The 25152-nt window shown below is 69.8% G+C and carries 15 protein-coding genes; 7 read left to right on the top strand and 8 right to left on the bottom strand.

All coding sequences use genetic code 11. The features are described 5' to 3' along the window. Window positions 1-57: 57 nt before the first annotated feature. Window positions 58-2670: an ATP-binding protein gene (locus NM961_RS14625; RefSeq protein WP_255915142.1), complete on the bottom strand. Its 2613-nt coding sequence runs from the start codon at window positions 2668-2670 to the stop codon at window positions 58-60. Then, complete coding sequence (locus NM961_RS14620) at window positions 2667-3872, bottom strand: EAL domain-containing response regulator (protein ID WP_255915141.1); 1206 nt, start codon at window positions 3870-3872, stop codon at window positions 2667-2669. The genes NM961_RS14625 and NM961_RS14620 overlap by 4 nt, the downstream gene beginning before the upstream one ends. Window positions 3873-4260: 388 nt before the next feature. Between NM961_RS14620 and gltB the strand changes: the two genes are divergently transcribed. The 4 genes from gltB to NM961_RS14600 all read left to right on the top strand — a co-directional run bounded on the left by gltB (window position 4261) and on the right by NM961_RS14600 (window position 11736). Beyond that, a complete protein-coding gene (gltB, locus tag NM961_RS14615; RefSeq protein ID WP_255915140.1) occupies window positions 4261-8721 on the top strand; it encodes a glutamate synthase large subunit in 4461 nt (1486 codons plus the stop codon). Beyond that, on the top strand, window positions 8718-10142 hold the full coding sequence (locus tag NM961_RS14610) for an FAD-dependent oxidoreductase (protein ID WP_255915139.1): 1425 nt from the start codon (window positions 8718-8720) through the stop codon (window positions 10140-10142). Before gltB ends, NM961_RS14610 begins: the two co-directional genes overlap by 4 nt. A 70-nt stretch (window positions 10143-10212) precedes the next feature. Then, window positions 10213-10551 carry a hypothetical protein gene (locus NM961_RS14605; protein WP_255915138.1) on the top strand — a complete coding sequence of 113 codons (339 nt, stop codon included), beginning with the start codon at window positions 10213-10215 and terminating at the stop codon, window positions 10549-10551. Between the two features lie 9 nt (window positions 10552-10560). After that, the gene (locus tag NM961_RS14600; protein WP_255915137.1) at window positions 10561-11736 is read left to right on the top strand and encodes a DUF2167 domain-containing protein; all 1176 of its coding nucleotides are present in this window, start codon (window positions 10561-10563) and stop codon (window positions 11734-11736) included. 124 nt (window positions 11737-11860) lie between these two features. Here NM961_RS14600 and NM961_RS14595 read toward each other — a convergent pair whose 3' ends face one another. Further along, window positions 11861-12577, bottom strand: a complete 717-nt coding sequence (locus tag NM961_RS14595) for a 2OG-Fe(II) oxygenase (protein ID WP_255915136.1) — start codon at window positions 12575-12577, stop codon at window positions 11861-11863. Between the two features lie 70 nt (window positions 12578-12647). On the opposite strand from NM961_RS14595, the gene NM961_RS14590 reads away from it, so the two are divergent. Next, window positions 12648-13931: an acetyl-CoA C-acetyltransferase gene (locus NM961_RS14590; protein ID WP_255915135.1), complete on the top strand. Its 1284-nt coding sequence runs from the start codon at window positions 12648-12650 to the stop codon at window positions 13929-13931. A 107-nt stretch (window positions 13932-14038) separates the two neighbouring features. Then, window positions 14039-15208 carry an RDD family protein gene (locus NM961_RS14585; RefSeq protein ID WP_255915134.1) on the top strand — a complete coding sequence of 390 codons (1170 nt, stop codon included), beginning with the start codon at window positions 14039-14041 and terminating at the stop codon, window positions 15206-15208. Between the two features lie 199 nt (window positions 15209-15407). On the opposite strand, the gene NM961_RS14580 is transcribed toward NM961_RS14585, so the two are convergent. Further along, the gene (locus NM961_RS14580; protein ID WP_255915133.1) at window positions 15408-18089 is read right to left on the bottom strand and encodes a serine/threonine-protein kinase; all 2682 of its coding nucleotides are present in this window, start codon (window positions 18087-18089) and stop codon (window positions 15408-15410) included. Continuing rightward, window positions 18079-18681 carry an RNA polymerase sigma factor gene (locus NM961_RS14575; RefSeq protein WP_255915132.1) on the bottom strand — a complete coding sequence of 201 codons (603 nt, stop codon included), beginning with the start codon at window positions 18679-18681 and terminating at the stop codon, window positions 18079-18081. Before NM961_RS14575 ends, NM961_RS14580 begins: the two co-directional genes overlap by 11 nt. 575 nt (window positions 18682-19256) lie before the next feature. On the opposite strand from NM961_RS14575, the gene NM961_RS14570 reads away from it, so the two are divergent. Beyond that, window positions 19257-21683 carry a NosD domain-containing protein gene (locus NM961_RS14570; RefSeq protein ID WP_255915131.1) on the top strand — a complete coding sequence of 809 codons (2427 nt, stop codon included), beginning with the start codon at window positions 19257-19259 and terminating at the stop codon, window positions 21681-21683. A 242-nt stretch (window positions 21684-21925) separates the two neighbouring features. Here the strand turns inward: NM961_RS14570 and NM961_RS14565 are convergent, their stop codons facing one another. From NM961_RS14565 to NM961_RS14555, 3 genes are all read right to left on the bottom strand, one after another. After that, window positions 21926-22504: a YkvA family protein gene (locus NM961_RS14565; RefSeq protein ID WP_255915130.1), complete on the bottom strand. Its 579-nt coding sequence runs from the start codon at window positions 22502-22504 to the stop codon at window positions 21926-21928. A gap of 152 nt (window positions 22505-22656) precedes the next feature. Next, a complete protein-coding gene (locus tag NM961_RS14560; RefSeq protein ID WP_343231920.1) occupies window positions 22657-24489 on the bottom strand; it encodes a phospholipase D-like domain-containing protein in 1833 nt (610 codons plus the stop codon). 1 nt (window position 24490) lies between these two features. Further along, window positions 24491-25075, bottom strand: coding sequence for a YceI family protein (locus NM961_RS14555; protein WP_255915129.1), 585 nt, complete (start codon window positions 25073-25075; stop codon window positions 24491-24493). Window positions 25076-25152: the final 77 nt, after the last annotated feature.

The following is a 25152-nucleotide window of genomic DNA, read 5'->3' as shown; positions in this document are numbered from 1 at the left end:
CCGCCTTCGGCGCAGCGGCAGGCAGCGGCGCCGCCACGCTGAGGCCCAGATCCCCGACTAGCGCCCGCGCCGCAGCGCCGCCAGCGCCGCGTGCAGCCCGGCCAGATCAGGCGTATCCGCCTCCCCGCCGCCACGCAGCGCCTGTTCCAGCGCTGCAGCCTCGGCCGCCAGCGCGTTGGCGCCGACCAGCCGCGCCGCGCCCTTGAGCCGGTGCGCTTCGCGCGCGGCGCCGGCGCAGTCGCCGCGCTGCAGGGTGGCCTGCAGGGCCTCGGTGTCCTGGGCCGCGGTGGCGATGAATTCGTCCAGCAGACGCCCGGCTTCGGCCGCGTCGCCGCCGGTGATTTCGGCCAGTACGCGCGGATCGAAGGCCGGCTCGTCCACGGCTGGCGCGCCAGCATCCTCTCCCGCGGCCGCGCGGAAATCTCCCGCGGCCGCCTCGCTCGCTGCCGAGGCCGGGCCGCTCGCTGCTGCAGCCGTCCGGCCGTCGACGGCCGCAGCGCTGCCCGCCTCCGCGCCGCGATCGGCCGCGGACGCGATGTTCTCCGCCGCGTCCGTTGCGCCACCGCGAGCAGCCGCCGGTGCCGCGCCGCCGGCATCCACCGGTCCCGTCCGACCCGGCGCAGGCACCACGGCGACCGCCGCCGGCAACGCCCTGTTCGCGGCGAAGGACACATGCGGCAACCAGATGCGCAGGCGCGCGGCGAGCTGGCCTATGCTGACCGGCTTGCCCAGGAAATCGTCCATGCCGGCGGCCAGGCAGCGTTCCGCCTCGCCCTTGGTCACGTTGGCGGTGAGCGCGATCAGCGGCGTGCGCACGCGGCCTTCGCGCTGCTCGGTCGCGCGTATGGCCGCGGCCATGGCATAGCCGTCCATGCGCGGCATGTGGATGTCGGCCAGCACCAGGGCATAGCGGCCGCTGCGCCATTCCTGCAGGCCTTCCTCGCCATCGGCCGCGGTCAGGCAGGCGTAGCCGGCCTTGGCCAATTGGCGCGAGATCACTTCGCGGTTAGTGGGGTGATCGTCGACCAGCAGGATCAGGCTGCGTTCGCGTTCCGCCGTTTCCACATCCGGCGCGGCGCGCTGCGGCCACTGTCCGGCTGCCTGTGGGCGCGCCGGTGCGTCGGCGGCGACGGCTTCGGCAGTGCTCACCGGCAAGGTCAGCACCAGGCTGACCGAGGTGCCTTCGCCGAGCTGGCTGCGCAGGCCGATCTCGCCGCCCAGGGCCTGGGCCAGGCGCTGGCTGATGGCCAGGCCCAGGCCGGTGCCACCGTAGCTGCGCGCGATGCCGGCCTCGGCCTGGGCGAAGGGCGTGAACAGCTTGTCCTGCTGTTCCTGGCCTATGCCGATGCCGGTGTCGTGCACGCGCAGGGCCAGGGTCTGGCCGTTCTCGTCCTGCATCAGCAGTTCCAGCTCCACGCGCACGCCGCCCTTGTGAGTAAATTTCAGCGCGTTGGAGATCAGGTTGGAGAGGATCTGGCGCAGCCGCAGCGGATCGACCAGGTGCGCCGGCGCCACGTCCTGGTCTATGCGCAGGCTCAGGTACAGGCCGCGCGAGGAAGCGACGCCGAGGAAGTTGTTGACGGTCTGTTCCAGCAGCAGGCGCAGGTCGGTGGCGCGGCTGGCGATGTCCAGGCGGCCGGCCTCGATCTTGGAGAAGTCCAGGATGTCGCCGATGATCTGCAGCAGCGCCTGGGCCGAAGTCTCTATCACGGTGACGCAGCGGCGCTGCTCGGCGTCGAGATCGGTATGGCCCAGCAGTTCCAGCATGCCGACCACGCCGATCATGGGCGTGCGTATCTCGTGGCTCATCGCGGCGAGGAAGGCGCTCTTGGCGCGGTTGGCCTCGGTCGCCAGGGCCTCGGAATGGCGCAGCTCCACCTCATTGCGCGCCAGCGCGTCGCGCATGTCGACGAAGGCGTGGGCGACCTGGCCCAGCTCGCCGCGCGGCCACTCGCCGACCGCGCGGGTGTAGTCGCCGGCGCGGGTGGCATGGGCCAGCTGCACCAGCTTTTCCACGCCGCGGTAGATGTGGCGCAGGATGCGCCGGCCGGCAACGAACACGATCGCGAACGCAAGCAGGCTCAGGCCCACGCGCCAGTAGCTGATGCGCGAGGTGCGCCGCGCATCGGCATCGAGGTTGGCATTGGCCGTGATCATCTTCAGTTCCGAGAGGAACTTCAGCCGCGTGGTGACCGGATCTATGGCCGGGTACAGCTCGGTATCGGCGAACACGCCCAGGTCGTCGATCTTGCGCGAGATCAGGATGGCGCGCAGCTTGGCCGCAGCGCGGTCGGCGGTCTCGCGCTGGCGCCGCACGTCGTCGAGCAGGGTCTGCTGCACCTCGGTGAGGTGGGTGTTGGCCAGCTTGTCCCAGTTCTCCTGGATGGTCAGCGCGGCGCGGTCCAGCACTTCCACGCCCTGGTCCCAGCCCATCAGGTGGTTGCGCACGCGGAAGGTGGTATCGACCACGTCCAGGCCGTAGGCGTCGGAAATGTTCTTGACGTAGCGCAGGCCGGCCAGCGAATCCTCGCGCAGCTGGGTCATGGTGCGCACGGTGGCGCGCTCGTTGAGCGTATCCAGCACCAGCACGGTGGCGCCGGTGAACAGCAGCAGGCCGAACAGGCCGAGCAGCTGCTGGCGGATGCTGAGCCGGAACACGCCCGGCTTCATTCCTGTAGCTGCGGTGATCTCCAATGGCGCACCTGCTCGATCAGTGCGGCGCCGGATACCGCGGAGCCGATCAGATAGCCCTGGGCGTAGTCGCAGCCCAGCTCGGCCAGCATCTGCCAGTCGTCGACGGTTTCCACGCCTTCGGCGACCGTGCCCAGGTCCAGCTTGCGCGCCAGTTCCAGGCTGGTCTCGACCACGGCGCGCTTGCGCGGCTGGCGCACGGCGCCGGTGACGAAGCCCTGGTCGATCTTCAGTTCGGTGAAGGGAATCCGCGACAGCTGCGACAGCGAGGAATAGCCGGTGCCGAAATCGTCGATGGCCAGGCCGAAGCCCTTCAGACGCAGGCGCGCGAGCACGTTGAGCGCGCTGGCGGCCTCGCCCATGACCGAGCCTTCGGTGACTTCCAGCACCACATCGCGGGTGCGTACGCCGGCCTGCTGCACGATCTGCTGGTAGCGGTCGGCGGTGTCCACACGGGCGAGATTGAGCATGGACACGTTCACCGACAGGCGCAGGTCCAGCCCGGCCACGGCCCAGCGCGCGCGCCAGCGGCAGGATTTGCGCAGCATGCTTTCGGTCAGCGCGTCGATCAGTCCTTCGCGCTCGATCTGGTGCAGGAACTGGGCCGGCTGCAGCACCTGGTCGCCGCGCACCCAGCGTGCCAGCGCCTCCACGCCGACTGCATGGCCGCTGGCGATGGCGACCTGGGCCTGGAACCACGGTTCGATCTGCTCGGTCTCTATCGCCTCGATCAGTTCGTCGCGCTCGAATTCCAGCGGCATGACATAGCCGCTTTCCTCGGGCTCGTGGTGGAAGTGGCTCAGCACTTCCTGCAGCTTGGTCACGGTCAGCGGCTTTTCTATCGCGCCGAGCACGCGCAGGCCAGAGGCACGCGCCATGGTCTGCACCGTGTGCAGCAGGGCCGGATCCAGCGCCGACAGCACCACGATGGCGCGGGCCAGGCGGCGGCTGGCGATATGCCCTATCAGTTCTATGCCGTCCATCTCGGGCAGATCCAGGTCGACCAGCGCGACATCGGGCTTTTCCAGCAGCTGCTCCAGGCGGTCCAGGGCTTCGCGGCCGTGGGCGGCTTCGTAGGCGCGTTCCACGCCCAGTCCGGCCAGCAGGCGCAGCGCGATGCTGCGCTGGAAGCTGTGGTCTTCGACCACCATCACCGACAGCTGAGCGATCCGTGAACTCATTCAGCCCCCCTTGCCTGACCGCCCGAATGTACCGCGAACCCGGGGCAAGTGGGTGAACCGGTCTCGCCGCTGCCGGCGGCCCCGCCGCGCCGCCTGTCGCACGCAAGCGCAACAAATGGAAATCGCCGCGCCCGGACCAATGACCGGACAGGTTTCGATGGATTGCTCGGATCGGATCTGCGACACCGGATTGGAACCTTTGGCCCGGACCGCACAGCAGCAAGCGGCACTTGCTTTTGGTTATTTGACGCATCGCAGCATCTGGGGTTTAACTCGAAGCGCAAGACGCCAGCGCAAAACTCACAGTCGCGACGGATCGCGCACTGCCCAAGCCTTGCCCGGTATGGCCGCACTGGAACGGCCGCCGCGGCCTTGCCAGGAATTCAGCATGACGCAACGCCGCACGCCACGCCTGTACGACCCCGCCTACGAGCACGATAGCTGCGGTTTCGGTCTCATTGCCCAGATCGGCAACCGGCCCAGCACTTGGCTGGTCGACCAGGCCTTCGCCGCACTGGGCCGCATGGCCCACCGCGGCGGCGTGAATGCGGACGGCGTCACCGGCGACGGCAGCGGCATGCTGTTCTATCGCGCCCACGACTGGCTGCGCGCGCTGGCGGAGGCGGCCGGCATCGCGCTGGCGCCGCGCTTCGCCGCCGGCCTGGTCTTCCTCGATCACGATGACAGCGTGGCCGCGCACTGCGTGGCCCGGCTGGAAGCCCTGCTCGAGGAGGAAGGCGTGCAGGTGGCCGGCTGGCGCGAGGTGCCGGTCGATCCGGCCGCCTGCGGCCCGCTGGGCCAGGCGCATGCGCCGCGCGTGCGCCAGCTGTTCGTGAATGCGGCGGACGCCACCGACGAGGCCGCCTTCGAACGCCACCTGTTCCGCGCGCGCCGCCGCGCCGGCCATGAGTTGGCGGCCGCGTCAGGCTTCTACATCGTCAGCCTGTCGGCCGCGACCATCACCTACAAGGCCATGACCGCGCCGGGCGCGCTGCGCGCGGCGTTCGCCGATCTGCAGCATCCGGCCCTGGCCGCCAGTGCCGCGGTATTCCACCAGCGCTTTTCCACCAACACCCTGCCGAACTGGCGCCTGGCACAGCCGTTCCGCCTGCTCGCCCACAACGGCGAGATCAACACTATCCGCGCCAACCGCAGCTGGGGCGCGGCGCGCGCGGCCAGGATGGTGTCGCCGCTGCTGGATCTTTCCGACATAGGCCCGCTGGTCAACAGCACCGGCTCGGATTCGCAGAGCCTGGATGAAATGCTCGACGTGCTGCTGGCCGGCGGCATCGACCTGCTCACCGCCATGCGTATCCTCGTGCCGCCGGCCTGGAGCGCGCGCGAGGACCTGGACGAAGACCTCGAAGCCTTCTACGAGTACTACGCCCTGCACAGCGAACCCTGGGACGGTCCGGCCGGTCTGGTCATGTGCGATGCGCGCTACGCCGCCTGCACGCTGGACCGCAACGGCCTGCGCCCGACGCGCTGGCTGCGCACCGAGGACGATCACCTTGCCATCGGCTCCGAGGCCGGCATCTGGGACATTGACGACGCGGCCATCATTGCCAAGGGCCGCCTGGGTCCCGGCGAAATGCTCGCGGTGGACCTGCAGCAGCAGCGCCTGCTCGACAACGCCGCCATCGACGCGATCAACCGCGCGCGCGCGCCGTTCAAGCAATGGCTGCGCGAGGAAATGACCTACCTCGAATCGCACCTGATCGACCCGGCACTGGCGGCGGAACCCTTCCCGCCGGAGGTGCTGGCGCGCTTCCAGAAACAGTTCGCGCTGACCCGCGAGGAACGCGACGTGGTGCTCAAGGCCCTGGCCGAGGACGAGTCCGAGGCCACCGGCTCCATGGGCGACGACACGCCCATCGCCGTGCTGTCGCAGCAGTCGCGGCCCCTGTACGAATATTTCCGCCAGGCCTTCGCCCAGGTCACCAATCCGCCGATCGATCCGCTGCGCGAGCGCCTGGTGATGTCGCTGGTCACCCAGATCGGGCGCGAAGGCAATGTGTTCGAGCTCAAGCCCGAGAACGCGCGCCAGGTGCTGCTGAATTCGCCCATCCTGTCCCAGCGCAAGCTACGCCAGATCCAGGCGCTGCCGCAGGCGCAGGACGCGCAGATCAAGCTGGACCTGTATTACGACCCGGCAATCGGCCTGAAGGCCGCGATCGAGCAGCTCTGCCGCGATGCCGAGGCCGCGGTACGCGCGGGCGTGCTGGTGGTGCTGCTGTCGGACCGCTATCCCGTGCCCGGCCTGCTGCCCATCCACGCCTTGCTCGCCACCGGCGCGGTACATGCCCACCTGCTCAAGACCCAGCTGCGTTGCGACTGCAACCTGCTGATCGAAACCGGCACCGCGCGCGACGCGCATCACTTCGCCTGCCTGATCGGCTTCGGCGCGACCGCGGTGTATCCGTATCTGGCCTACCAGACGCTGTTCGACATGAACCGGCGCGGCGAACTCAAGGGCCTTGAAGGCGAGCCGCCGTCGGAGATCGGCCGCAGCTACCGCCGCGGCATCCGCAAGGGGCTGCTCAAGATCCTGTCCAAGATGGGCATAGCCACGGTCGCCGGCTACCGCGGCGCGCAGCTGTTCGAGATCGTCGGCCTGGCCCGCGACGTGGTGGAGCTGTGCTTCCCCGGCGCGCCTTCGCGCATAGGCGGCGCCAGCTTCGCCGACATCGAGGCCGAATACCGCACCCAGCTCGCCGCGGCGCGCGATCCCAGCTATGCGCTGCCGCCGGGCGGCCTGCTCAAGGCCGTGCCCGACGGCGAATACCACATGTACAACCCGGCCGTGGTCGGCAGCCTGCAGGCCGCGGTGCGCACCGGCGACAGCCGCCGCTACCGCGAATACGCCGAGCACGTGAACGGCCGCGCGCCGGCCGCGCTGCGCGATCTGTTCACGCTGCAGGCGGCCGCTGCACCGCTGCCGCTGGACGAAGTCGAGCCGGTTGAAGCCATACTGCGCCGCTTCGATTCCGCCGGCATGTCGCTGGGCGCGCTGTCGCCCGAGGCGCACGAAGCGCTGGCGACGGCGATGAACCGCCTCGGCGCACGCTCCAATTCCGGCGAGGGCGGCGAGGATCCGGCGCGCTACGGCACCGAGCGCAGTTCCAAGATCAAGCAGGTCGCCTCGGGCCGCTTCGGCGTGACGCCGGCCTACCTGGTCAATGCCGAAGTGCTGCAGATCAAGATTGCGCAGGGCGCCAAGCCCGGCGAAGGCGGCCAGCTGCCGGGGCACAAGGTCAACGGCCTGATCGCGCGGCTGCGCTATGCCAAGCCCGGCATAGGCCTGATCTCGCCGCCGCCGCACCACGACATCTATTCGATCGAGGACCTGGCCCAGCTCATTCACGACCTGCGCGAAATCAACCCGCGCGCGCTGATCTCGGTCAAGCTGGTCTCGCACGCGGGCGTGGGCACCATCGCCGCCGGCGTGGTCAAGGCCGGCGCGGATCTCATCACCGTCTCCGGCCACGATGGCGGCACCGGCGCCAGCCCGCTGACCTCGATCCGCTACGCCGGCTCGCCGTGGGAACTGGGCCTGGCCGAGACCCAGCAGACCCTGGCCATGAACGGCCTGCGCGACCGCGTCATCGTGCAGACCGACGGCGGCCTGAAGACGGGGCTGGACGTGGTCAAGGCGGCCGCGCTGGGTGCGCAGAGCTTCGGTTTCGGCACCGCGCCCATGGTCGCGCTGGGCTGCAAGTTCCTGCGCATCTGCCATCTGAATTCCTGCGCCACCGGCGTGGCCACGCAGAACGACGTGCTGCGCCGCCAGCATTTCCACGGCATACCGGAGATGGTGCAGAACTATTTCCGCTTCGTCGCCGAGGAAACGCGCGAGATCCTCGCCAGCCTGGGCCTGCGCAGCCTTGATGAAGTCATCGGCAACCAGTCCCTGCTCGCGCGCACGCCCGGCATCACGCGCAAGCAGCAGCAGCTGGAACTGGACGGCCTGCTCGACGCGACGGCGCCGCCCGCCGCCGGCGCTGCCTGCGGCCCCTGCATCGCGCCGCCGGCACCCGACGGCCTGGCCGCGCGCATCAATGCCGACACGGCGGCCGCGGTCGCCGCGCGGCAAGGCGGCGAATTCCACTATGCGATAAAGAACACCGACCGCTCGATAGGCGCGCGCCTGTCCGGCGAGATCGCGCGCCGCTGGGGCGACGAAGGCATCCTCGACACGCCGCTGACCCTGCATCTGAGCGGCAGCGCCGGCCAGAGCCTGGGCGCGTGGAATGCGAGCGGTCTGCACCTGGTGCTGAGCGGCGAGGCCAACGACGGGGTCGGCAAGGGCATGCACGGCGGCCGCATCGTGGTACGGCCGCCGGCCACGGCGCGCTATGCCAGCCAGGAATCCGCCATCGTCGGCAACACCTGCCTGTACGGCGCGACCGGCGGCGAGCTGTACGCCGCCGGCCGCGCCGGCGAACGCTTCGGCGTGCGCAATTCCGGCGCGCTGGCCGTGGTCGAGGGCGTGGGCGACCACGGCTGCGAATACATGACCGGCGGCGCCGTGGTGGTGATCGGCCAGGCCGGGCTGAACTTCGGCGCCGGCATGACCGGCGGCTACGCCTACGTGCTGGACCTCTCGCGCGATTTCGTCGACCGCTACAACCACGAGCTGGTCGACATCCACCGCATTTCGCTGGAAGGCATGGAAAACCATCTGCAGCATCTGCGCAGCCTGCTGCGCGCGCATATCGCCGCGACCGAAAGTCAGTGGGCCGCGCGCCTGCTGGCCGACTTCCGCGATGTGCTGCACAAGTTCTGGCTGGTCAAGCCCAAGGCGGCGAGCCTGGATGCGCTGGCCGAAACGCTGAGGCGCGCCGCATGAGCGAGAAAACCTTTCCCTTCCTCAAGTTCCACCGCGCCCTGCCGCAGGAAGTGCCGGTGCCGATCCGCGTGCTCGGCCACGGCGAGATCCACGGCGGCTTCGTCAACGGCGATGCGGGCGACCAGGCCGCGCGCTGCATCGACTGCGGCAATCCCTACTGTTCCTGGGGCTGTCCGCTGGGCAACCGCATTCCGCAGTGGCTGCAGCTGGTGCGCGACGGCCGCATCGAGGATGCCGCCAGCCTGATGCACGAAACCAATCCGCTGCCGGAGATCTGCGGCCGCGTCTGTCCGCAGGACCGTCTCTGCGAAGGGGCCTGCACACTGGAGGAAGGCGGCTTCGGCGCGGTCACCATCGGCGGCATCGAGCGCTGGGTCACCGACGAGGCGCTGCGCCGCGGCTGGCGCCCGGCGCTGCATACGCAGGAGCGCAGCGGCCGGCGCGTGGCCATCGTCGGCGCCGGCCCGGCCGGACTGGCGGCGGCGGACCGGCTGGTGCGCGCCGGCGTCGAGGTCGACGTGTTCGACCGGCACGAGGAAATCGGCGGCTTGCTCACCTTCGGCATTCCGGCGTTCAAGCTGGAGAAAAGCGTGGTGCGCACCCGCCGCAGCGTGCTCGAAGAACTGGGCGTGCGTTTCCGCCTGGGCACCGAGGTCGGCCGCGATCTGCCGTTCGCTACGCTGCTGCGCGAATTCGACGCGGTGTTCCTCGCCACCGGCGCGTATACGAATGTCGATGCACAGCTGCCGGGACAGCAGCTCGACGGCGTGTATGCCGCGCTGCCGTTCCTGATCGCCAACACGCGCCGCCTGCTCGGCACCGCGGGCGCGGGCGATGCATTGCCGGATCTGGCCGGCAAGCGCGTGGTCGTGCTCGGCGGCGGCGATACGGCGATGGACTGCGTGCGTTCCTCCATCCGCCTGGGCGCGGCGCGCGTGAGCTGCGTCTACCGCCGCGACGAGGCCAACATGCCCGGCTCGCGCCGCGAGGTGAAATACGCCCGCGACGAAGGCGTGGAATTCGTGTTCCAGCGCCAGCCGCTGGCGATACACGGCGAGGGCCGCGCGCAGTGCGTGCGCGTGGTGCAGACCGAACTGGTGAGCGATGGCCGCGGCCGCGCGCAGAGCCGCGCCATTCCCGGCAGCGAACAGGATCTGCCGGCCGACGTGGTGATCCAGGCCTTCGGCTTCCTCGCCAGTCCGCCGGACTGGTGCGCGGACCACGGCATCGCCACCGATGCCAGCGGCCGTATCGTGGTCGGCGGCGCCGGCCGCGCGCGCCAGCAGACCAGCAATCCCAAGGTCTTCGCCGGCGGCGACACCGTGCGCGGCGCGGATCTGGTGGTGCGCGCCGTGCTGGACGGCCGCGAGGCCGCGCGCGCCATCCTCGCCCAGCTGCAAGCTGTGACGGCGGCCACATAGCGGCTTGCAGCCGGGCAGGACGCCCCGGAGAATCGCCGCGCCCGGGAGGGGCGCGGTGGAGCCGGATCTGATGCGTGCCGTAATGCTTTCGATGCTGTCGCTGGCGGCGCTGCCGGCCCTTGCCGCCGGCCCGGACGAGGCCCGTATCGAGCAGTTGCTCGCGGCGAAACCCGAAGCCGCCGCGCCGGCAGCCAAGGGCAAGCCGGCCCGCGGCAAGGCCGCCGAAACCGACAGTGCGGCCAGCCTGGTCGGCCAGCGCGTGGTGGTGGAGACGCGCAGCCAGGGCGTCTATCTCGGCACCCTGACCGCCGTCAGCCGCGATGCGCTGACCCTGGCGATAGAGCTGCCCGCGCGCAGCGTCAGCTACACCCTGCCGCGCGCCAATGTCGCGCGCATCGCGCCGCGCTGAGGCAGCATCATGACCCTGGTCCTCGTCGCCTATCTGATCTCACTGGTGTTCGGCATCCTGATGGTGGTGCGCGTCTGGCGCGCCAGCACGCTGGACGGCGTGCTCACCCTGCTGCTGCCGTTCTATTTCATCGTCGCGCTGATCAAGTACTGGAACGACCCGGATCACAACATCCGCTTCCACGTACTGGGCATCTTCATCTGCAGCGTGGTGGCGATCTGGTCCGCCAGTAGCATGACCCGCCACGCCGGCGGCATGAGCGGCGTGGGCGACAAGGCCGACCTCCAGGCGCGCAGCCAGGTCATCAAGATCATGCGCGAGCAGGGCCTCACCATCACCCCGGAACAGGAACAGCGCCTGCTCAGCGAGGACGAGGCCGTATCCGACGCGGCCTGGCGTGAGCTGGGCGTGCGCGACGAGGGCGACGGCAGCGGTGCAGTGGCAGCCGGCGCTCACGGCAGCGGCGAGCCGTCGCGCGCGCGCGACGCGGAGTTCGACAATCCGCGCCCGGTCGCCGCGCAGGAACGCCCCGTCGAAACCCTGAGCTATGCGGAAGCCGCGCGCCGCGCCGTGTTCAACCGCGGCCGCTGGACGCGCGATTCCACCGGCTTCTCCATCGACGTTCCGGCGAAGTTCCGCCTGATCAGCGCCGCCGACGCGCGCCGCCTGGACAGCGCTCGGGCGCGACCCGAGGACAGCCGCATCATGGCCTGGATACTGCATGAGAACACGCCGCTGGCCGACCCGGACAGCTGGCATGTGAAGGTGCGCTGGATCAGCGACGGCTGGGTCGCGACCCAGGCGCTGGAACCGGTGCAGCTGCTGCAGACGGCGCTGGATAACAAGCAGCCGCAGCCGCGCGTGGCGGCCAGCAGCGGCGACCTGCTCGGCTACGCCGTCGCGCCGCGGTTCGACGGCCAAGTGCTGGAATGGGCCGAGGAACGTGTGCTGGTCAATTCCGACCACCAGGTGGTCGACTGCCACGCGCTGCGGCCGGGCCGGCGCGGCGTGCTGGAATTCAGCATCGTCGGCATGGCGCCGGGCCAGCTCGCGCTGTGCCAGGCCACCGTACGCCTGCTGGCCGACCGCACCAGCTTCCTCGAAGGCAAGGAATACCCGGCCGCACCGCCGGACGGCCTGCGCGCGCCGTATACCCTGGCGGCGCTGGCCACGCATATGCCGTGATTCGGGATTGGTCGGAGCAGCCAAGGCCGGTACTTGCGAATCCCGAATCCCGGCCTTCTGACCAGGAATTGAGGGCTTGGTCAACGCAGCCGAAGCCGGCTCTCACGAATCCCGAATCCCGCTCCTACACGTTGTAACCCTTGTACAAGGTGCCATGGGCCGCGCGCTGTTCCTCGGCCGGGCGCTGGGTCGTGTAGTAGTACAGCGCGATGGACTGGCGGTAGACGCCGTCGGGCGCGGCCCAATGGTTGGGATGGCCATGGAAGGTGTCCGAGCGGGTGTTGAACACCACGGCACGGTTGAACAGCGGCTCCACCGTGCGTACGCGGCGCGTGCCGCTGGTGTCCCACAGCTCCAGCTCGCCGCCATAGCCGGTTTCCCAGTGCGGGCTGAGGTAGATCAGCAGGTTCAGGCGGCGATGCGCCTGCAGGCCTTCATGCCAGTTGAAGTCGGCATGGATGCCCAGATGATCGCCCTGGCGGCTGAGATGGATGCCGCCGCCGACCAGGCCGGGATCCGGCAGCAGGTGGTCGATGCCGCTCAGGCGCTCCAGGAAGCGGATGAAAGGGCCGGAATTGAGGTCGTGGATGGCGCGGCGCAGGGCGGCGGGAAAACGCACCTCGTCGGACGAGCCCAGCTTCACTTCGTAGCCGATGGCGCCGAAGCGGTCCCAGGAAAGGCGATCCTCGGGCTTGGGAAACACCGCCGCCAGCTCGGCCACGGCTTCGGGCCGCAGGAAGTCCTCGAACACCGCATGCGGGTAGGGATCGGCGGCGCGGAAACCGGCGGCGCCGGTTTCGGCCAGCAGCCCCAACCTGTCAAGATCGAAAACGTACGGCATAGAATAAACAAGCGCCCGGAAACGTCCGATGATAACAGGCGCTTCTCCCTCAGCCGCAGGAAGGCGAATCGTGACCAGCAAGCAGCGCGTAGGCATCATCGGCGGGGTTCGCATCCCCTTCTGTCGCAACAACACCGCCTATGCCGACGTCGGCAACCTGGGCATGTCGATCAAGACCCTGGGCGCACTGGTCGAGAAGTTCGGCCTGCACGGCGTGGAAGTCGGCGAAGTGGCGATGGGCGCGGTGATCCACCATTCCTCGGACTGGAACCTCGCGCGCGAGGCGGCCCTGTCCTCGGGCCTGGCCCCGACCACGCCGGGCATCACCATCACGCGGGCCTGCGGCACTTCGCTGGACACGGCCATCTACATCGCCAACAAGATCGCCGTCGGCCAGATGGACTGCGGCGTCGCCGGCGGCTCCGACACCACCAGCGACGTGCCCGTGGTCTACGGCCGCAAGCTGCAGCAGCGCCTGCTCGCCGCGGCCCGCGCCAAGACGCCGCTGGACAAGGTCAAGACCGCGCTGCGCGGTTTCAGCTTCAGCGAACTCAAGCCGCATTTCCCCGGCGTGGCCGAGCCGCGCACGGGCAAGTCCATGGGCGACCACTGCGAACTCATGGCCAAGGAGTGGAAGATCGCCCGCGCCGACCAGGACAAGCTGGCCTGGGAGAGCCACCAGAAAGGCGCCGCGGCCTACCAGCGCGGATTCTTCAAGGATCTGGTCATACCGTTCCGCGGCGTGGAGCGGGACAACATCCTGCGTCCGGATACCACGCTGGAAAAGCTCGCCACGCTCAAGCCCGCCTTCGACAAGACCTCGGGCCAGGGCACGCTGACTGCCGGCAATTCCACCCCGCTCACCGACGGCGCCTCGGCGGTGCTGCTGGGCACGGATGAATGGGCCGCCGCGCGCGGCCTGACGGTGCAGGCCTATCTGACCCATGCCAAGGTCTCGGCGGTGGATTTCGTCCACGGCGAAGGCCTGCTGATGGCGCCGACCGTGGCCGTGGCGCAGATGCTCAAGGCCGCCAACCTGACCCTGCAGGATTTCGATTTCTACGAGATCCACGAAGCGTTCGCCGCGCAGGTGCTGTGCACGCTACGCGCCTGGGAAAGCCCGGATTACTGCAAGAACCGCCTGGGCCTGGATGCGCCGCTGGGCAGCATCGATCCGGCGCGCATGAATGTGAACGGTTCGTCGCTGGCGCTGGGCCATCCCTTCGCCGCGACCGGCGCGCGCATCGTCGCGACGCTGGCCAAGCTGCTGGAGGAGAAAGGCTCCGGCCGCGGCCTCATCTCGATCTGCACCGCCGGCGGCATGGGCGTGACGGCGATCCTCGAACGGCCGTAGGCACAGCACCGCGCGCACGCCGCCCGCCGCGGGTTGCGCGCCGATGCTGAAACGGTAAAGTCGGGCCAGCGCGCCGGTCCCGGCGTGCGCGTCATCTGGGGATCACAATGGAAAACACCAAACACGCCCTGGTGCTGACCGGCATCGTATTGCCCGGTCACGCCGCGGAATCGGTATGGCCGGCCCTGGCCAGCTATTTCCGCATGGAACCGGACAAGGTCAGCGCCCAGCTGGTGCCGCGCGCGCCGGTAACGCTCAAGGAAAGCGACGACCTCGGCAAGCTGCAGGGGCTGCAGGACGGCCTGCGCGGCATCGGCGCGGAAAGCGAGATCCATGTGCTGGACGAGCGCGGCAGCCTGTTTGCCGTCGTCGGCGGCAAGCCGCGCGGCCCGGTGCCGCATGCCTTCATCGAGCGCAAGGTCGCCACCGGCGACTGGTCGGGCAATGTGGAAGTGGCCAAGGTCGGCGAGAACAACTGGGGCCCGTTCAGCCGCCTGTCTCCGCCGCCGGCCGCCGCGGTACCGCCGCCGCCGCCGGCACCGCCTGCGTTCCGCGCCGAGCCGCCGCCCGGCGCCTACCAGCCGATAGAACCGCGCGCCGCCGCCGCGCCGCCGGTGCTGACCGCGGCCGAGGAATACTCGCCCTATGCCAACCCGACCGAATACTCCGATCCGGTCAACAGTGGCGAAATCCTCTCCGACGAGCCGCTGCCCGCCGGCGAAGCCATCCATGCGGGTTTCTGGCGCCGCACCAGCGCCTACCTGATCGACAGCTTCCTGATCGGCATTGCCAACTTCATCGTCAGCTTCATCCTGGGCTTCGCCGGTGCCATGACCGGCTCGGCCGAGGTGGCGCTGGGCGTCAACCTGCTCGCTTCGCTGGTCGGCATCGTCATCGGCTGGCTCTACTTCGCCAAGCTCGAAGCCGGCGACGCCCAGGCCACGCTGGGCAAGCGCGCCATGCAGCTGAAGGTGGTCAACGAATTCGGCAACCGCATCAGCTTCGCCCGCGCCACCGGCCGCCATTTCGGCAAGATCCTGTCCGGCATCATCCTCGGCATCGGCTTCTTCATGGTCGGCTTCACCGAGCGCAAGCAGGGCCTGCACGACATGCTGGCCAGCACCTTCGTGGTCTTCGACACGGTGCAGCCGGGCCAGCCCCTGCCCACCGACCGCTCGCCCATGCCCTGGTACGGCTGGCTGATCAATATTGTCTGCCTGTCCCTGCCGCCGCTGTTCTTCCTCGCCGCGATGGCCTTCGTCGCCGCGATGCGTTGATCGCCTTGCCCGCCGCCGGTGACGGCGGCGCGGTTTCGCTGGAACAAGAAAGCGCCCGCCGGGCGCTTTTTTGTTGGCGGCGAATGCGGCGGGAATGCATGCATGACGCTGCCGCAGGTCGCCGTGGCTGCGTCGGACTGCCGCGCTCCTGTGCGAGCACCTGCACCGGCTCCGCGCAGACTTGCCGAGCCAATGGAGATCACCGCCGCGTACTCTTTTTCGCGGCGCTACCGGCGCTGTGCGGCGCCGCGGCCTGCAACTCGCGCGCCCGTGCACGGATTGCCTGGGTTCCCGGCTGCTCGGGTTCGGCCAGGATGGCTTGCAGCTGCGCCAGCGCCGCCGCCGCGTCGCCTGCGGCCAGCAGCGCCTCGGCCTGTCCCAGGCGGAACTGCAGCACGATGATGTGGCCGGCGGCGTAGCGCCGCGCGGCCAGCTCGCGCGCGCGGCCGCGCAGCGCCGCCGCTTCGGCGGGCCGGCCGGCGGCCATGCAGGTATCGCCGAGCGCGCGCAGCACGAAAGTCAGCTGATAGGCGTCCGCGCCCATGATGCGCTGCATCTGGGCCAGGGCCTCGCGCTGGGCGGCCTCGGCCTGGGCCATATGGCCCTGCGCCAGCAGCGCGCGGCCCCATTCGCTCTGCGCATACCAGGCCAGCGCGTCCTGCGGCCCGCCGGCTTCGCGGCGCAGGCGCAGGGCTTCGCGCAGCACCTGCTCGGCCTCGTCGGCACGCTTGAGGTCGATCAGAGTTTCGCCGCGCGTGGCGAGGATCTGCGCGCGCGCCTTGTCGGCGCCGTCGGGCAGGGCCTGCTCGGCCAGGGCCAGCTGGGCCAGGGCCGACTCGGGCTGGCCGGCGTCCTGCAGCACATTGGCATAGCGCGAGTACAGCGTCGCGGTCGCGTGGTGGCGCGCGCCCAGATGCCTGAGCGCCAGGGCGATGGCGCGCTGGTACAGCGCACCCGCCGCGGCGAAGTTGCCGCGGCGTTTTTCGATGCCGGCCAGGTAGCGCAGCGCGTCGGCCAGCTGCGGCGAATCGGCGCCGGCCAGGCGTTCCAGCCGCGCGATCAGGTCGCGCGCCAGCGGTTCGGCCTCGTCGTCGCGGCGCGCCTGTTCGAGCAGGCCGATCAGGCTCTCGCGCACGTCCAGCACATCCAGGTTGTCCTCGCCCAGGCGCGCGCTGACACGCGCGTAGCTGGTGCGCATCAGCGCCAGCGCCGGCTCGGTCCTGCCCTTTTGCAACAGGTCGTTGGCCTGGTAGACCTGCAGGCGCGCGGCGAACACCTGGTCCTGCGCGCTGCCGGCCAGCAGCAGCGGCAAGGCCGCGTCCAGCCGCGCCACGCCCTCGCCGTCATGGCCCTGCTGGATGGCGATGCGGCCCAGCAAGGCTTCCAGGCGCGCCGCGGCGGCGCTGCCGGCCGGCGCTTCGGCCAGGGCCTGGCTCAGCACCGCCTGCGCGGCGCCCAGGTCGCCCAGGTTGGCCGTCGCCTCGCCGAGCACGGCCAGCAGGCTGGCGCGCAGCTCCGGCTGCTCGGCCAGGTCGCTGCGCGCGCGGCGCACGCCGTCGGCCACCAGTTCCTGCGCCGAACGCGGCCGGCTGCCAGGGCGCTCCAGCGGATCCTGCTCGCGCAGCAGGCCGGTCATGAAATCGGCGATGCGCTCGGCCCGCGCGGCCTGCAGATCGGCCCGGCGCGCCTGGGCGCGCGCCTCGCCGGCCTGCCACAGGGCCAGGCCCAGGCCCAGGGTCAGCGCCAGCAGCGCCACGGCCGCGGCGACAACGCCGGTGCGATGGCGGCGCACGAACTTGCGCGCGCGGTAGCGGCGCGTGGCGGGCCGCGCATTGACCGGCAGGCCGTCGCAGAAGCGGCGCAGGTCGTCGGCCAGCGCGGTCACCGCGGCATAGCGGTCGCGCGGATCGGCCGCCGTGGCCTTGGCCAGGATGGCATCGAGGTCGCCGCGCAGGCGCGCCGCCGGCACGGGTGCAGCCGGGTTGTCCTGGGCCTGGGCGGAGGCCGGTTCCAGGGTCTGCTCGCGCAGCGCCAGCTCGGCCACCGAAGCCTGCTGGCGCGAGCGCGGCAGCTCGCCGGCGAGCAAGTGGTAGAGCAGCAGGCCCAGCGAGAACACGTCGGTCGCGGTGGATACCGGCGCGCCGCGGAACTGTTCCGGCGCACCGTAGGCGAAGGTGAAGGCGGGCTGCCGGGTCTCGGCATCGGCGGCGGCGCCCAGGGCCTTGCCTACGCCGAAGTCCAGCAGCTTGGGCGTGCCGTCGCGGCTGACCAGGATATTGGCCGGCTTGATGTCCCGGTGCAGCACCAGGTGGCGGTGGGCATGCTCGACCGCCTCGCACACGCGCAGGAACAGCGCCAGGCGCTGTTCCAGGCCGTAGCCGTGCGCATCGCAATGGCTGTCCAGCGCTTCGCCGTCGACGTATTCCATGGCCAGCCAGGGCAGGCCGCGGCCGTCGTGGCCGGCGTCGATGAAGCGGGCGATGTAGTGGTGTTCCAGCCGCGCCAGCAGGCGCTGCTCGCGCTGGAACCATTCGGCGAAATGCTGCTGGCTGATGCGCAGGAACTTGACCGCCACACGCTGCTCGACCTGGCCGTCGGCGCGTTCGGCCAGCCAGACCTCGCCCATGCCGCCGGCGCCGAGCCGGCCGCGCAACCGGAACGGCCCGACCCGGTCGCCTTCCTGCGGCTCCGGCCGCGGCGCGGCGGCCGGCAGCGGCTGGCTGCGCAGTGCGTCGTAGCCGGCGAACACGCTGCCGATCACATCCAGTGCGGCCGCCTCGCCAGCCGAGAGGCCTTCGAGCGGACTCGTCTGCGCAGTCTCGCCCGGCGCGCCGGTGAGCAGCCGCTCTATGAGTCGTTCCAGTGCCCGTTCATTGCTCATGCGCGCCGCCCATCGCCGCCACCATCTTCTTAAGCACGCGATTGAGCTTGATCCGAACACCGTCCGGCGTTTCGCCGAGTTCGGCGGCGATCTCCACGAAACTCATGCCGAACTCGAACCGCATCACGACCAGGGCCTGGTGCGGCGGCGGCAGGCCGGCCAGGGCCTGCTCGTAGGCGAGCAGGTTGTCGCGGCCGACGATGCGCTCCAGCGCCGAACCTTGGTCGACCAGTTCGTGCTGCACTTCGTCGAAATCCACCGCCGCGCCCGGCCGCACTTCGTTGGCCAGGGTGCGGCGCAGCGCATTGAGCAGGATCTGGCGCAGATAAGCGAAGAAAGCGCCGGGATGGGCGGACTCGAACTGCCCGATGCGGCCCAGCGCACTGAGCAGGGAAACCTGGACCAGATCGGCCGTATCCACCGCGCCGCGCGCCCGCGCCGGCAGGCGGCCGTGGGCCCAGCGCTCGAATAGCGGCAGCACGCGCCGCACCAGTTCCTCGCGCGCGGCGCCGTCGCCGTCGCGGATGCGTGCCAGCAGCAATTGCGTGGTGTGCACGGATACCGCGGCAGGGGCGGGCGGGGTGTCGCGCATGATTTGCCATCCTTGCGGCCGGAAGGCCGCCGCGTGTCCGGATTCTGCACCGCGCCTGATCGGCGCAACCGTGACCGCCGGCAGCCCCGGAGATCCGCGCCTGCCTTCAAACCAAGCTACTCCCGCCGTTCGCTGCGGTGCAAGCCGGTGCGTGGCGTACGGCACGGTATCGCCGCCGCCGGCGCAGATCGCCCGGCAGGGAATGCAGGCCGAAAGCGGTCCGATCAGCCGGGATGTCATGCACGGCCGCCGCAAACAGCGGCGACGGCACCGGCGGCAGCCCTGAAGTTGCATTTTCTACAATGTAACTTGCGGCATTTCAGCGCGGCTGACACCGATGCCTCGTGCAGCGTCATCGAAGGCGGTGCAGCGGAGCACCAGACGCCAGCCGTCCGCGCACACCCGCCGCAGCGCGAACAGTGGCTGCCCCGTCCGCCGCGGCACATGCCGGCGAAGGATGAAGCCGCGTTCACCCGCAGCACCAGGGCGCGCGTTCGGATTTTGCGCCAGCCCTGCTTGGACCCGCAGTGGCACGGCAAGCCGCGTCCACAGCCTCCATGCAAAAGGAACTGGTCATGCGCGATATTCCGAAAACCAAGGCCCGCCTGCTGCGCCGGTGCCTGCTGGCTCCGCTGTTCCTGCTGGCGGGCTTTTTTGCGCCGCCGGCGCTGGCGCTGCAGGATTTCTGCGTCGACAGCAATGCACTGCTCGATGCCGCACTGCAGGACTATCTCGACGAAGGCGAAGATACGATCGTGCGCCTGGTCCAGGGCACTTACGCCATCCGTCCCGAGGTCGCGCAGTTCGACAACGACCTCACGCTGATCGGCGGCTATGCCGATGCCAGCTGCACCGCGCGCAGCGTCGATCCGGCCCTGACCGTGCTGCGGCCGGCCATCGGCGAGAGCCTGACCATCTACGCCGACAACCTCTCGCTGAACTCGCTGAGCTTTCGCGATTTCGGTGGCGAGGTGTATCTGAGCGCGACCGGACCCGTGTTCGCCAACGCCCGGCTCGACGCCGCGCGCCTGCGCTTCGAGGGGCCGGCCGTGCTCGGCAATGTCCTCTCGGGCGAGGAGGTTTCCGTCACCGACGTGCTGGTGCATTCCAGCGGCGGCCCCGATACGGCGGCCGAGCGGCACTGCGCGCTGACCATCCGCTCCCTGGTCGACAGCGACGACGCGCTGACGATGAACCACAGCACCATCGCCCACAACCCGGCCAACGGGCTGTGCATAGGCTGGCGCCGGGGTTCCGGCGACGGCGGCGCCGCGGTGCGCCTGGACAACAACATCTTCTGGGGCAACGGCCTGGATCTGGATATCGCCGGAACATCCAACCATGTCCGCCGCAACAACACGCTGAGCAGCGTCAGCGTCGAGTTCGCCGGCGCGGCCAGTTCCAGCGGCTCGCTGTCGTTCGATCCGCTGTTCGTGAATCCGGCGGCGAAGGACTTCCGCCTGCAGAACGCCTCCACCGCCATCAACAGCGGCCTGATCGCGCCCAGCGGCGGCCTGCCGCAGTACGACATCAGCGGCAATCCGCGCCATATCGGTCCGGCGCCCGACCGCGGCGCCTACGAGTCGGCCGTCACTGGCGTCGGCGGGGAAATCCTGGTGACGCGCAACGACGACGGCAGCGGCATAGGCACACTGCGCTGGGCGCTGAACCAGGCCAATGCCGATCCGGATTATTCGGTCATCCGCTTCAATATTCCCGGCGCCTGCCCGCGCGTGATCGCACCGGACAGCGAGCTGCCGCTGATCCTCTCGCATATCGGCATAGACGGCTATTCGCAGCCCGGCAGCGCGCCCAACACCGCGCCTATAGGCAAGTCCACCAACGCCACGATCTGCGTCAGCCTGACCGGCATCAACGGCCTGCACTACGGCCTGCGCCTGCCGCAGGCGGCCGGCAGCACGGCGCAGCTCGGCGTCAGCGGGATGGCGTTCTCGTTCTTCAGCGAGGCCGGCATCGCGCTGGAGGCCGGCCAGGGCTCCAGCATCGCCGGCAATGAATTCCTGGCCAGTCCGCTGGGCGTGTTCGTGCGCGGCAGCGCCGAACAGACCGCGATCGGCGGCGCCGATGCCTGGCGGATCAACCTGTTCGGTCCCGGCCTGCGCGACTACGCCATCGCGCTGAACTGGCCCAGCACGCGCAGCCGGGTGGAGAACAACCTGATCGGCCTCAAGGCCAGCGGCAACGAAGCCACCGGCGGCAACGGCGTGGGCGTGGGCATCAGCAGCCACGACAACGTCGTCGTGGACAACGCCATTTCCGGCACCAGCTCGCCGCTGGCCTTGTTCGACGCCTCGCGCAACCAGATCCGCGACAACGTGCTCGGGCGCCGGGTCGGCTTCCAGTTCTGCCCCGGCGGCGGCTGCGACAACGACCTGTCCAACAGCAGCCACGGCGTGCTGATCCAGGGCAGCTCCAGCGACAACCGCATCAGCGGCAACCAGATCGCCAACAGCGGCGGCGCCGGCATCCGCCAGACCGGCGGCCAGCGCAACAGCTTCATCGGCAACAGCATCTGGGACAACGCCGGGCTGGCCGTGGACCTGGGCAGCGACGGTCCCGAGCCGCTGGACTACGACGGCAGCGCGGCCGCCGCCGCCCAGCCCAATCGCGGCATCAATGCGCCGGTGCTGCTGATCGCCGGCGGCCCGGCACAGCGCGGCAGCGTGAGCGGCAGGCTGCTGACCAACGCCGGCGAGTACCTCGTCGAAGCCTTCATCGCCAGCGACTGCATCAGCGGCACCGAAGCGCGCCAGCCGGCCGGCTGGGCCCTGGTCACCGTCGGCAGTGCGCCGCCCGGTGTGAACGGCCTGGCGGCGTTCAACCTGCCGCTGCGTCCGCGCAGCCCGCTGGCACAGCTGACCAATGCCCGGGTCACGGCCATCGCCACGCAGATCGGCGGGGCGCACAACGGCGCGAGTTCGGAGCTGTCGGCCTGCCGCACTTACCAGCTGGATTCGATCTTCCTGGACGGGTTCGACTGAGCTTCCCGCCGCAGCGTCCCGGCCTGGACCCCGCGCCGGCGCCGGAACGGGAAACGGCCGCCGGCAAGGTGGCCGCGACGGGCCGGCGACCGGCGGGCAGATCCGGCCTCCGGCGCAGACAGGCCGCCCATGCCGGATCCGCACGCTGCAACGCAGGCCGCCGGACCGTCGCGCCGCCCCATACGCAAAGACCCCGGCCGGGGCCGGGGTCTTTGCGGTACTGCCTTGTTCGCGGAACCGGTTCAGCCGAAGCGGAACAGCGTCGGCTTCCAGGAACCGGTCGCGCCGCTGTAGGAATCGCGGCGGCGGCGGCGCATGCGGTCCTGCAGTTCCTCGCGGCGGCCTTCCAGCCACTGCGCGCGCTGCACATCGTGGCTGGCCGGGTCCACGCCGAGGCGGGCGGCTTCGTTGTTGCGGAAATCGCAGAAATCGTCGTAGGCGTCGAGTTCGTGCTTCAGCTCGCGCACGCACAGCTCGATCATGATGGCGTCGTCGAGGAAGCCCAGCACCGGCACGGTGTCGGGGATCACGTCCTTGGGATCGGCGAAATAGGTCAGCGCCGACAGCACGCGGCTTTTGTCCTCGTCCGGCAGGGCCCAGCCGGCGTCGTGGACCATGGCGATCATGGCGTCCAGCTTGGCCAGGCGCTCGGCGATGAAATGCGGCACGGTGACGTTGGCCGAATCGGCCAGCAGCTTGCGGGCGGCGTCGGTGACCTGCTGCGCGCTGAGGTGCTTGGTTTCCTCCTGCGCCTTTTTCATGCCGTCTATGAAGTGCTGCAGATCGGCGTCGCCGAGTTCGATGGTGATGGTGAGGGACATGGCTGGTCTTCAGGCTGCGGGAGGCGTAGCAGCCTGCCAGCGCGGGGCCGTGACGTCAATCGAGGCGGGGCCGCGCGCGGCGCGGCGCAAAACGGCGTGGCGGTGTACCGGTACACCCGGTCGCGGCGGTGCTGCGCCGCGGCCGGCCGGGCTCAGAGGATTCCGACCAGGCCGGCGCCGAAGGCGGTGACGATGCGGGTGTAGATGCTCTTCAGCGGCAGGTTCACGCCGGGGAAATCGCCGACCGGCTCGTAGCAGTCGTAGAAGCCCGGATCGGTGCTGCGCAGCGGCTGGCAGCCGGGCTTGAGTTCAAAGCTGGTGGCGTAGCGGAACGGCCAGAAGTCGAACAGCGGCAGGGCGGTGGAGAAATCGTTGATCGCGTTGTTGATGCGGTCGACCAGCACCGGCCGCGGCCGGCGCGCGATGGTCCAGGCGTTCTGCGGCTCGGTGTCGCGCAGCACCGAGCGGCGCAGCGCCTGTGCGAAGGCGGTGTCGTGAATGATGAAGCCGGATTCGGTGTTGTAGTTGTCCGAGCGCGGATCGAAGTTGTGCGAGCCGATCAGGCTGATGCGCCCGTCGATGACGATGGACTTGGCGTGCAGGCCCAGGCGCACTTTCCTGTCCTCGTCCGCGTGCAGCGGCACCGGCGCGAGATCGTCGTCCACGGCCAGCGGCTCGGCCGGCCCGGACAGTTCCTCGTAGCCCTGGATCATCTGCGCCGCATCGCCGGGAAACGGCTTGAATTCGTGGATCTCGAAGCCGAGGTGCTTGATGTAGCGCTTCTTGTATTTGTGCGACAGCGCGTAGACGTAGAACGCATCGGTCGCCGCCAGGGAATTGGTCGAGACGATCACGCGCAGTTCCGGCGTACGTTCGCGCAGCGCGCGGAACACGCGCCGCGCCGGCCGGCTGATGACCAGGTACGGCGTCTGCAGCACGATCTCGTGGCGGGCGCCGTCGAGCAGGGTGATGATGTGCCGGGTCAGTTCCTTGTCCGCGCGGTTTTCCGGTTCCAGCGGCTTGTTCGGCGAATCGGAAAAGTAATCCACCTCGGCCACGCGGAAGCTGGGCGCGACGAAGCGGCTGGCGATCCACTGCGCGTCGTCGGCCTGGCGCGAGATCGCCGCGACCCGCGCGGGCCGCACCCAGGCCGGCGTGCTCCACGGCGGCGCAGGTTCGCGCGTGACCTGCAGCAGGCGCCGGTTGACGTCCTTGAGCTGGGCCATGCTGCGGGTGCGCGGATGGGCCCAGAACTGCTCGAACGAGGCCTGCATCTGCGCGCCGGCGCGCGCGCCGGTGACGACGACGTCACGGTCGCGGTAATCGAATTCCGGATCCCAGTCGAAATAGCGGTCCTCGTAATTGCGCCCGCCGGCCAGGCCCGTCTCGCCGTCGATCAGCAGCAGCTTGTTGTGCATGCGCTGGTTGAACTGGAAGAAGCAGCACAGCAGATTGGCGGCGAATTCCAGCGGCTGGGTGGCGGCGTCGTCGAAGGCCGGGTTGTACAGGCGCAGCTCGAAATTCGCATGCGCCCGCGCCAGCCGCGCGAGCAGGGTGTAGTCGCCCAGCGAGAACAGCTGGTCGGCGATCACGCGCACCTTGACGCCGCGGCGCGCGGCCTTGATCAGCTCGTCCAGGAACAGATAGCCCGAGTCGTCGGCGGCGAAGATGAAGGTCTGCACCTCGATGCTTTTCTTCGCGCTGCGCACCAGATGCAGGCGCAGGGCCAGCGAATCCGCGCCGTGGTCGAGCAGGGTGACGAAATGCAGCGGTCCGGCCGCCTGCGCGCTTTCCTGGTACAGGCCGTGATACGGCGACGGCGCGGCGCAATGGTCGGGCTGGCCGCAGCTGGCGCTGTGGTCGCGCAGCTGCTCGATCACTGCATCGGCGCGGCGCACGCGGTCGCGCGACAGCGAGCAGCCGCCCAGCAGCAGGGCCAGGCCGGCCAGGAACAACAGGGATAGGCGTCCGTTCCACATGATCATTTCAAGGCTGCACTGCTTTCTTCGCCACCACGCTCAGGTGCAGGCGCACCTTGTCGGCCAGGGTTGCCCGCCGCGTGCGCATGCCGAAATCGCTGCGCTGCAGGCTGCCGTCGGCGATCACCGGACATTCCAGCGCAGCCGCGCCCGGGCATGCGGTGGGGCGCAGGCGGAAACGCATGCTGCGGGTCACGCCGCGCAGGCTGAGGCTGCCGACGATGTCGCCGCCCAGATCCAGCGTGGCCAGCGGGAACGGTTCGGACTGGAACACGATATGCGGATGCCTCTCGGCGTGAAAGAACTCGTCGGACTTGACCCATTCCTCGTAGCTGTCCCGGCGCATCTCCACGCCGCGCACGTCGATCTGCGCGCGCACCGTGAGGCTGCGCGCCTGCCGGTCGAAATCCACTTCGCCGGTGACCTCGCCGAAGCGGCCGCCGACGTCGAACATCCACATGGCGCGGATCTCGAAATCGGCGCTGGAGCGGGCCGGATCCAGCGTGAGTACTTCGGCCTGCAGCGGCGCAGCCCCCAGCGCCAGCAGCAGGCCCAGGCGGCGCCACAGGGTTGCCGGGGAACCTCTGAACAAGCCGGGATCACGCTCGGGTTTGCGCCGTCCCATTGAATCAAGGAGGCGGCCGAACGCCTGCGCAGCAAGCGTCCGGC

The organism is Tahibacter harae, from assembly GCF_024437735.1.
GTDB lineage: Bacteria > Pseudomonadota > Gammaproteobacteria > Xanthomonadales > Rhodanobacteraceae > Tahibacter > Tahibacter harae.
Note: the sequence above shows the minus strand (reverse complement) of the source record. Positions and strands in the feature narration are given on the sequence as shown.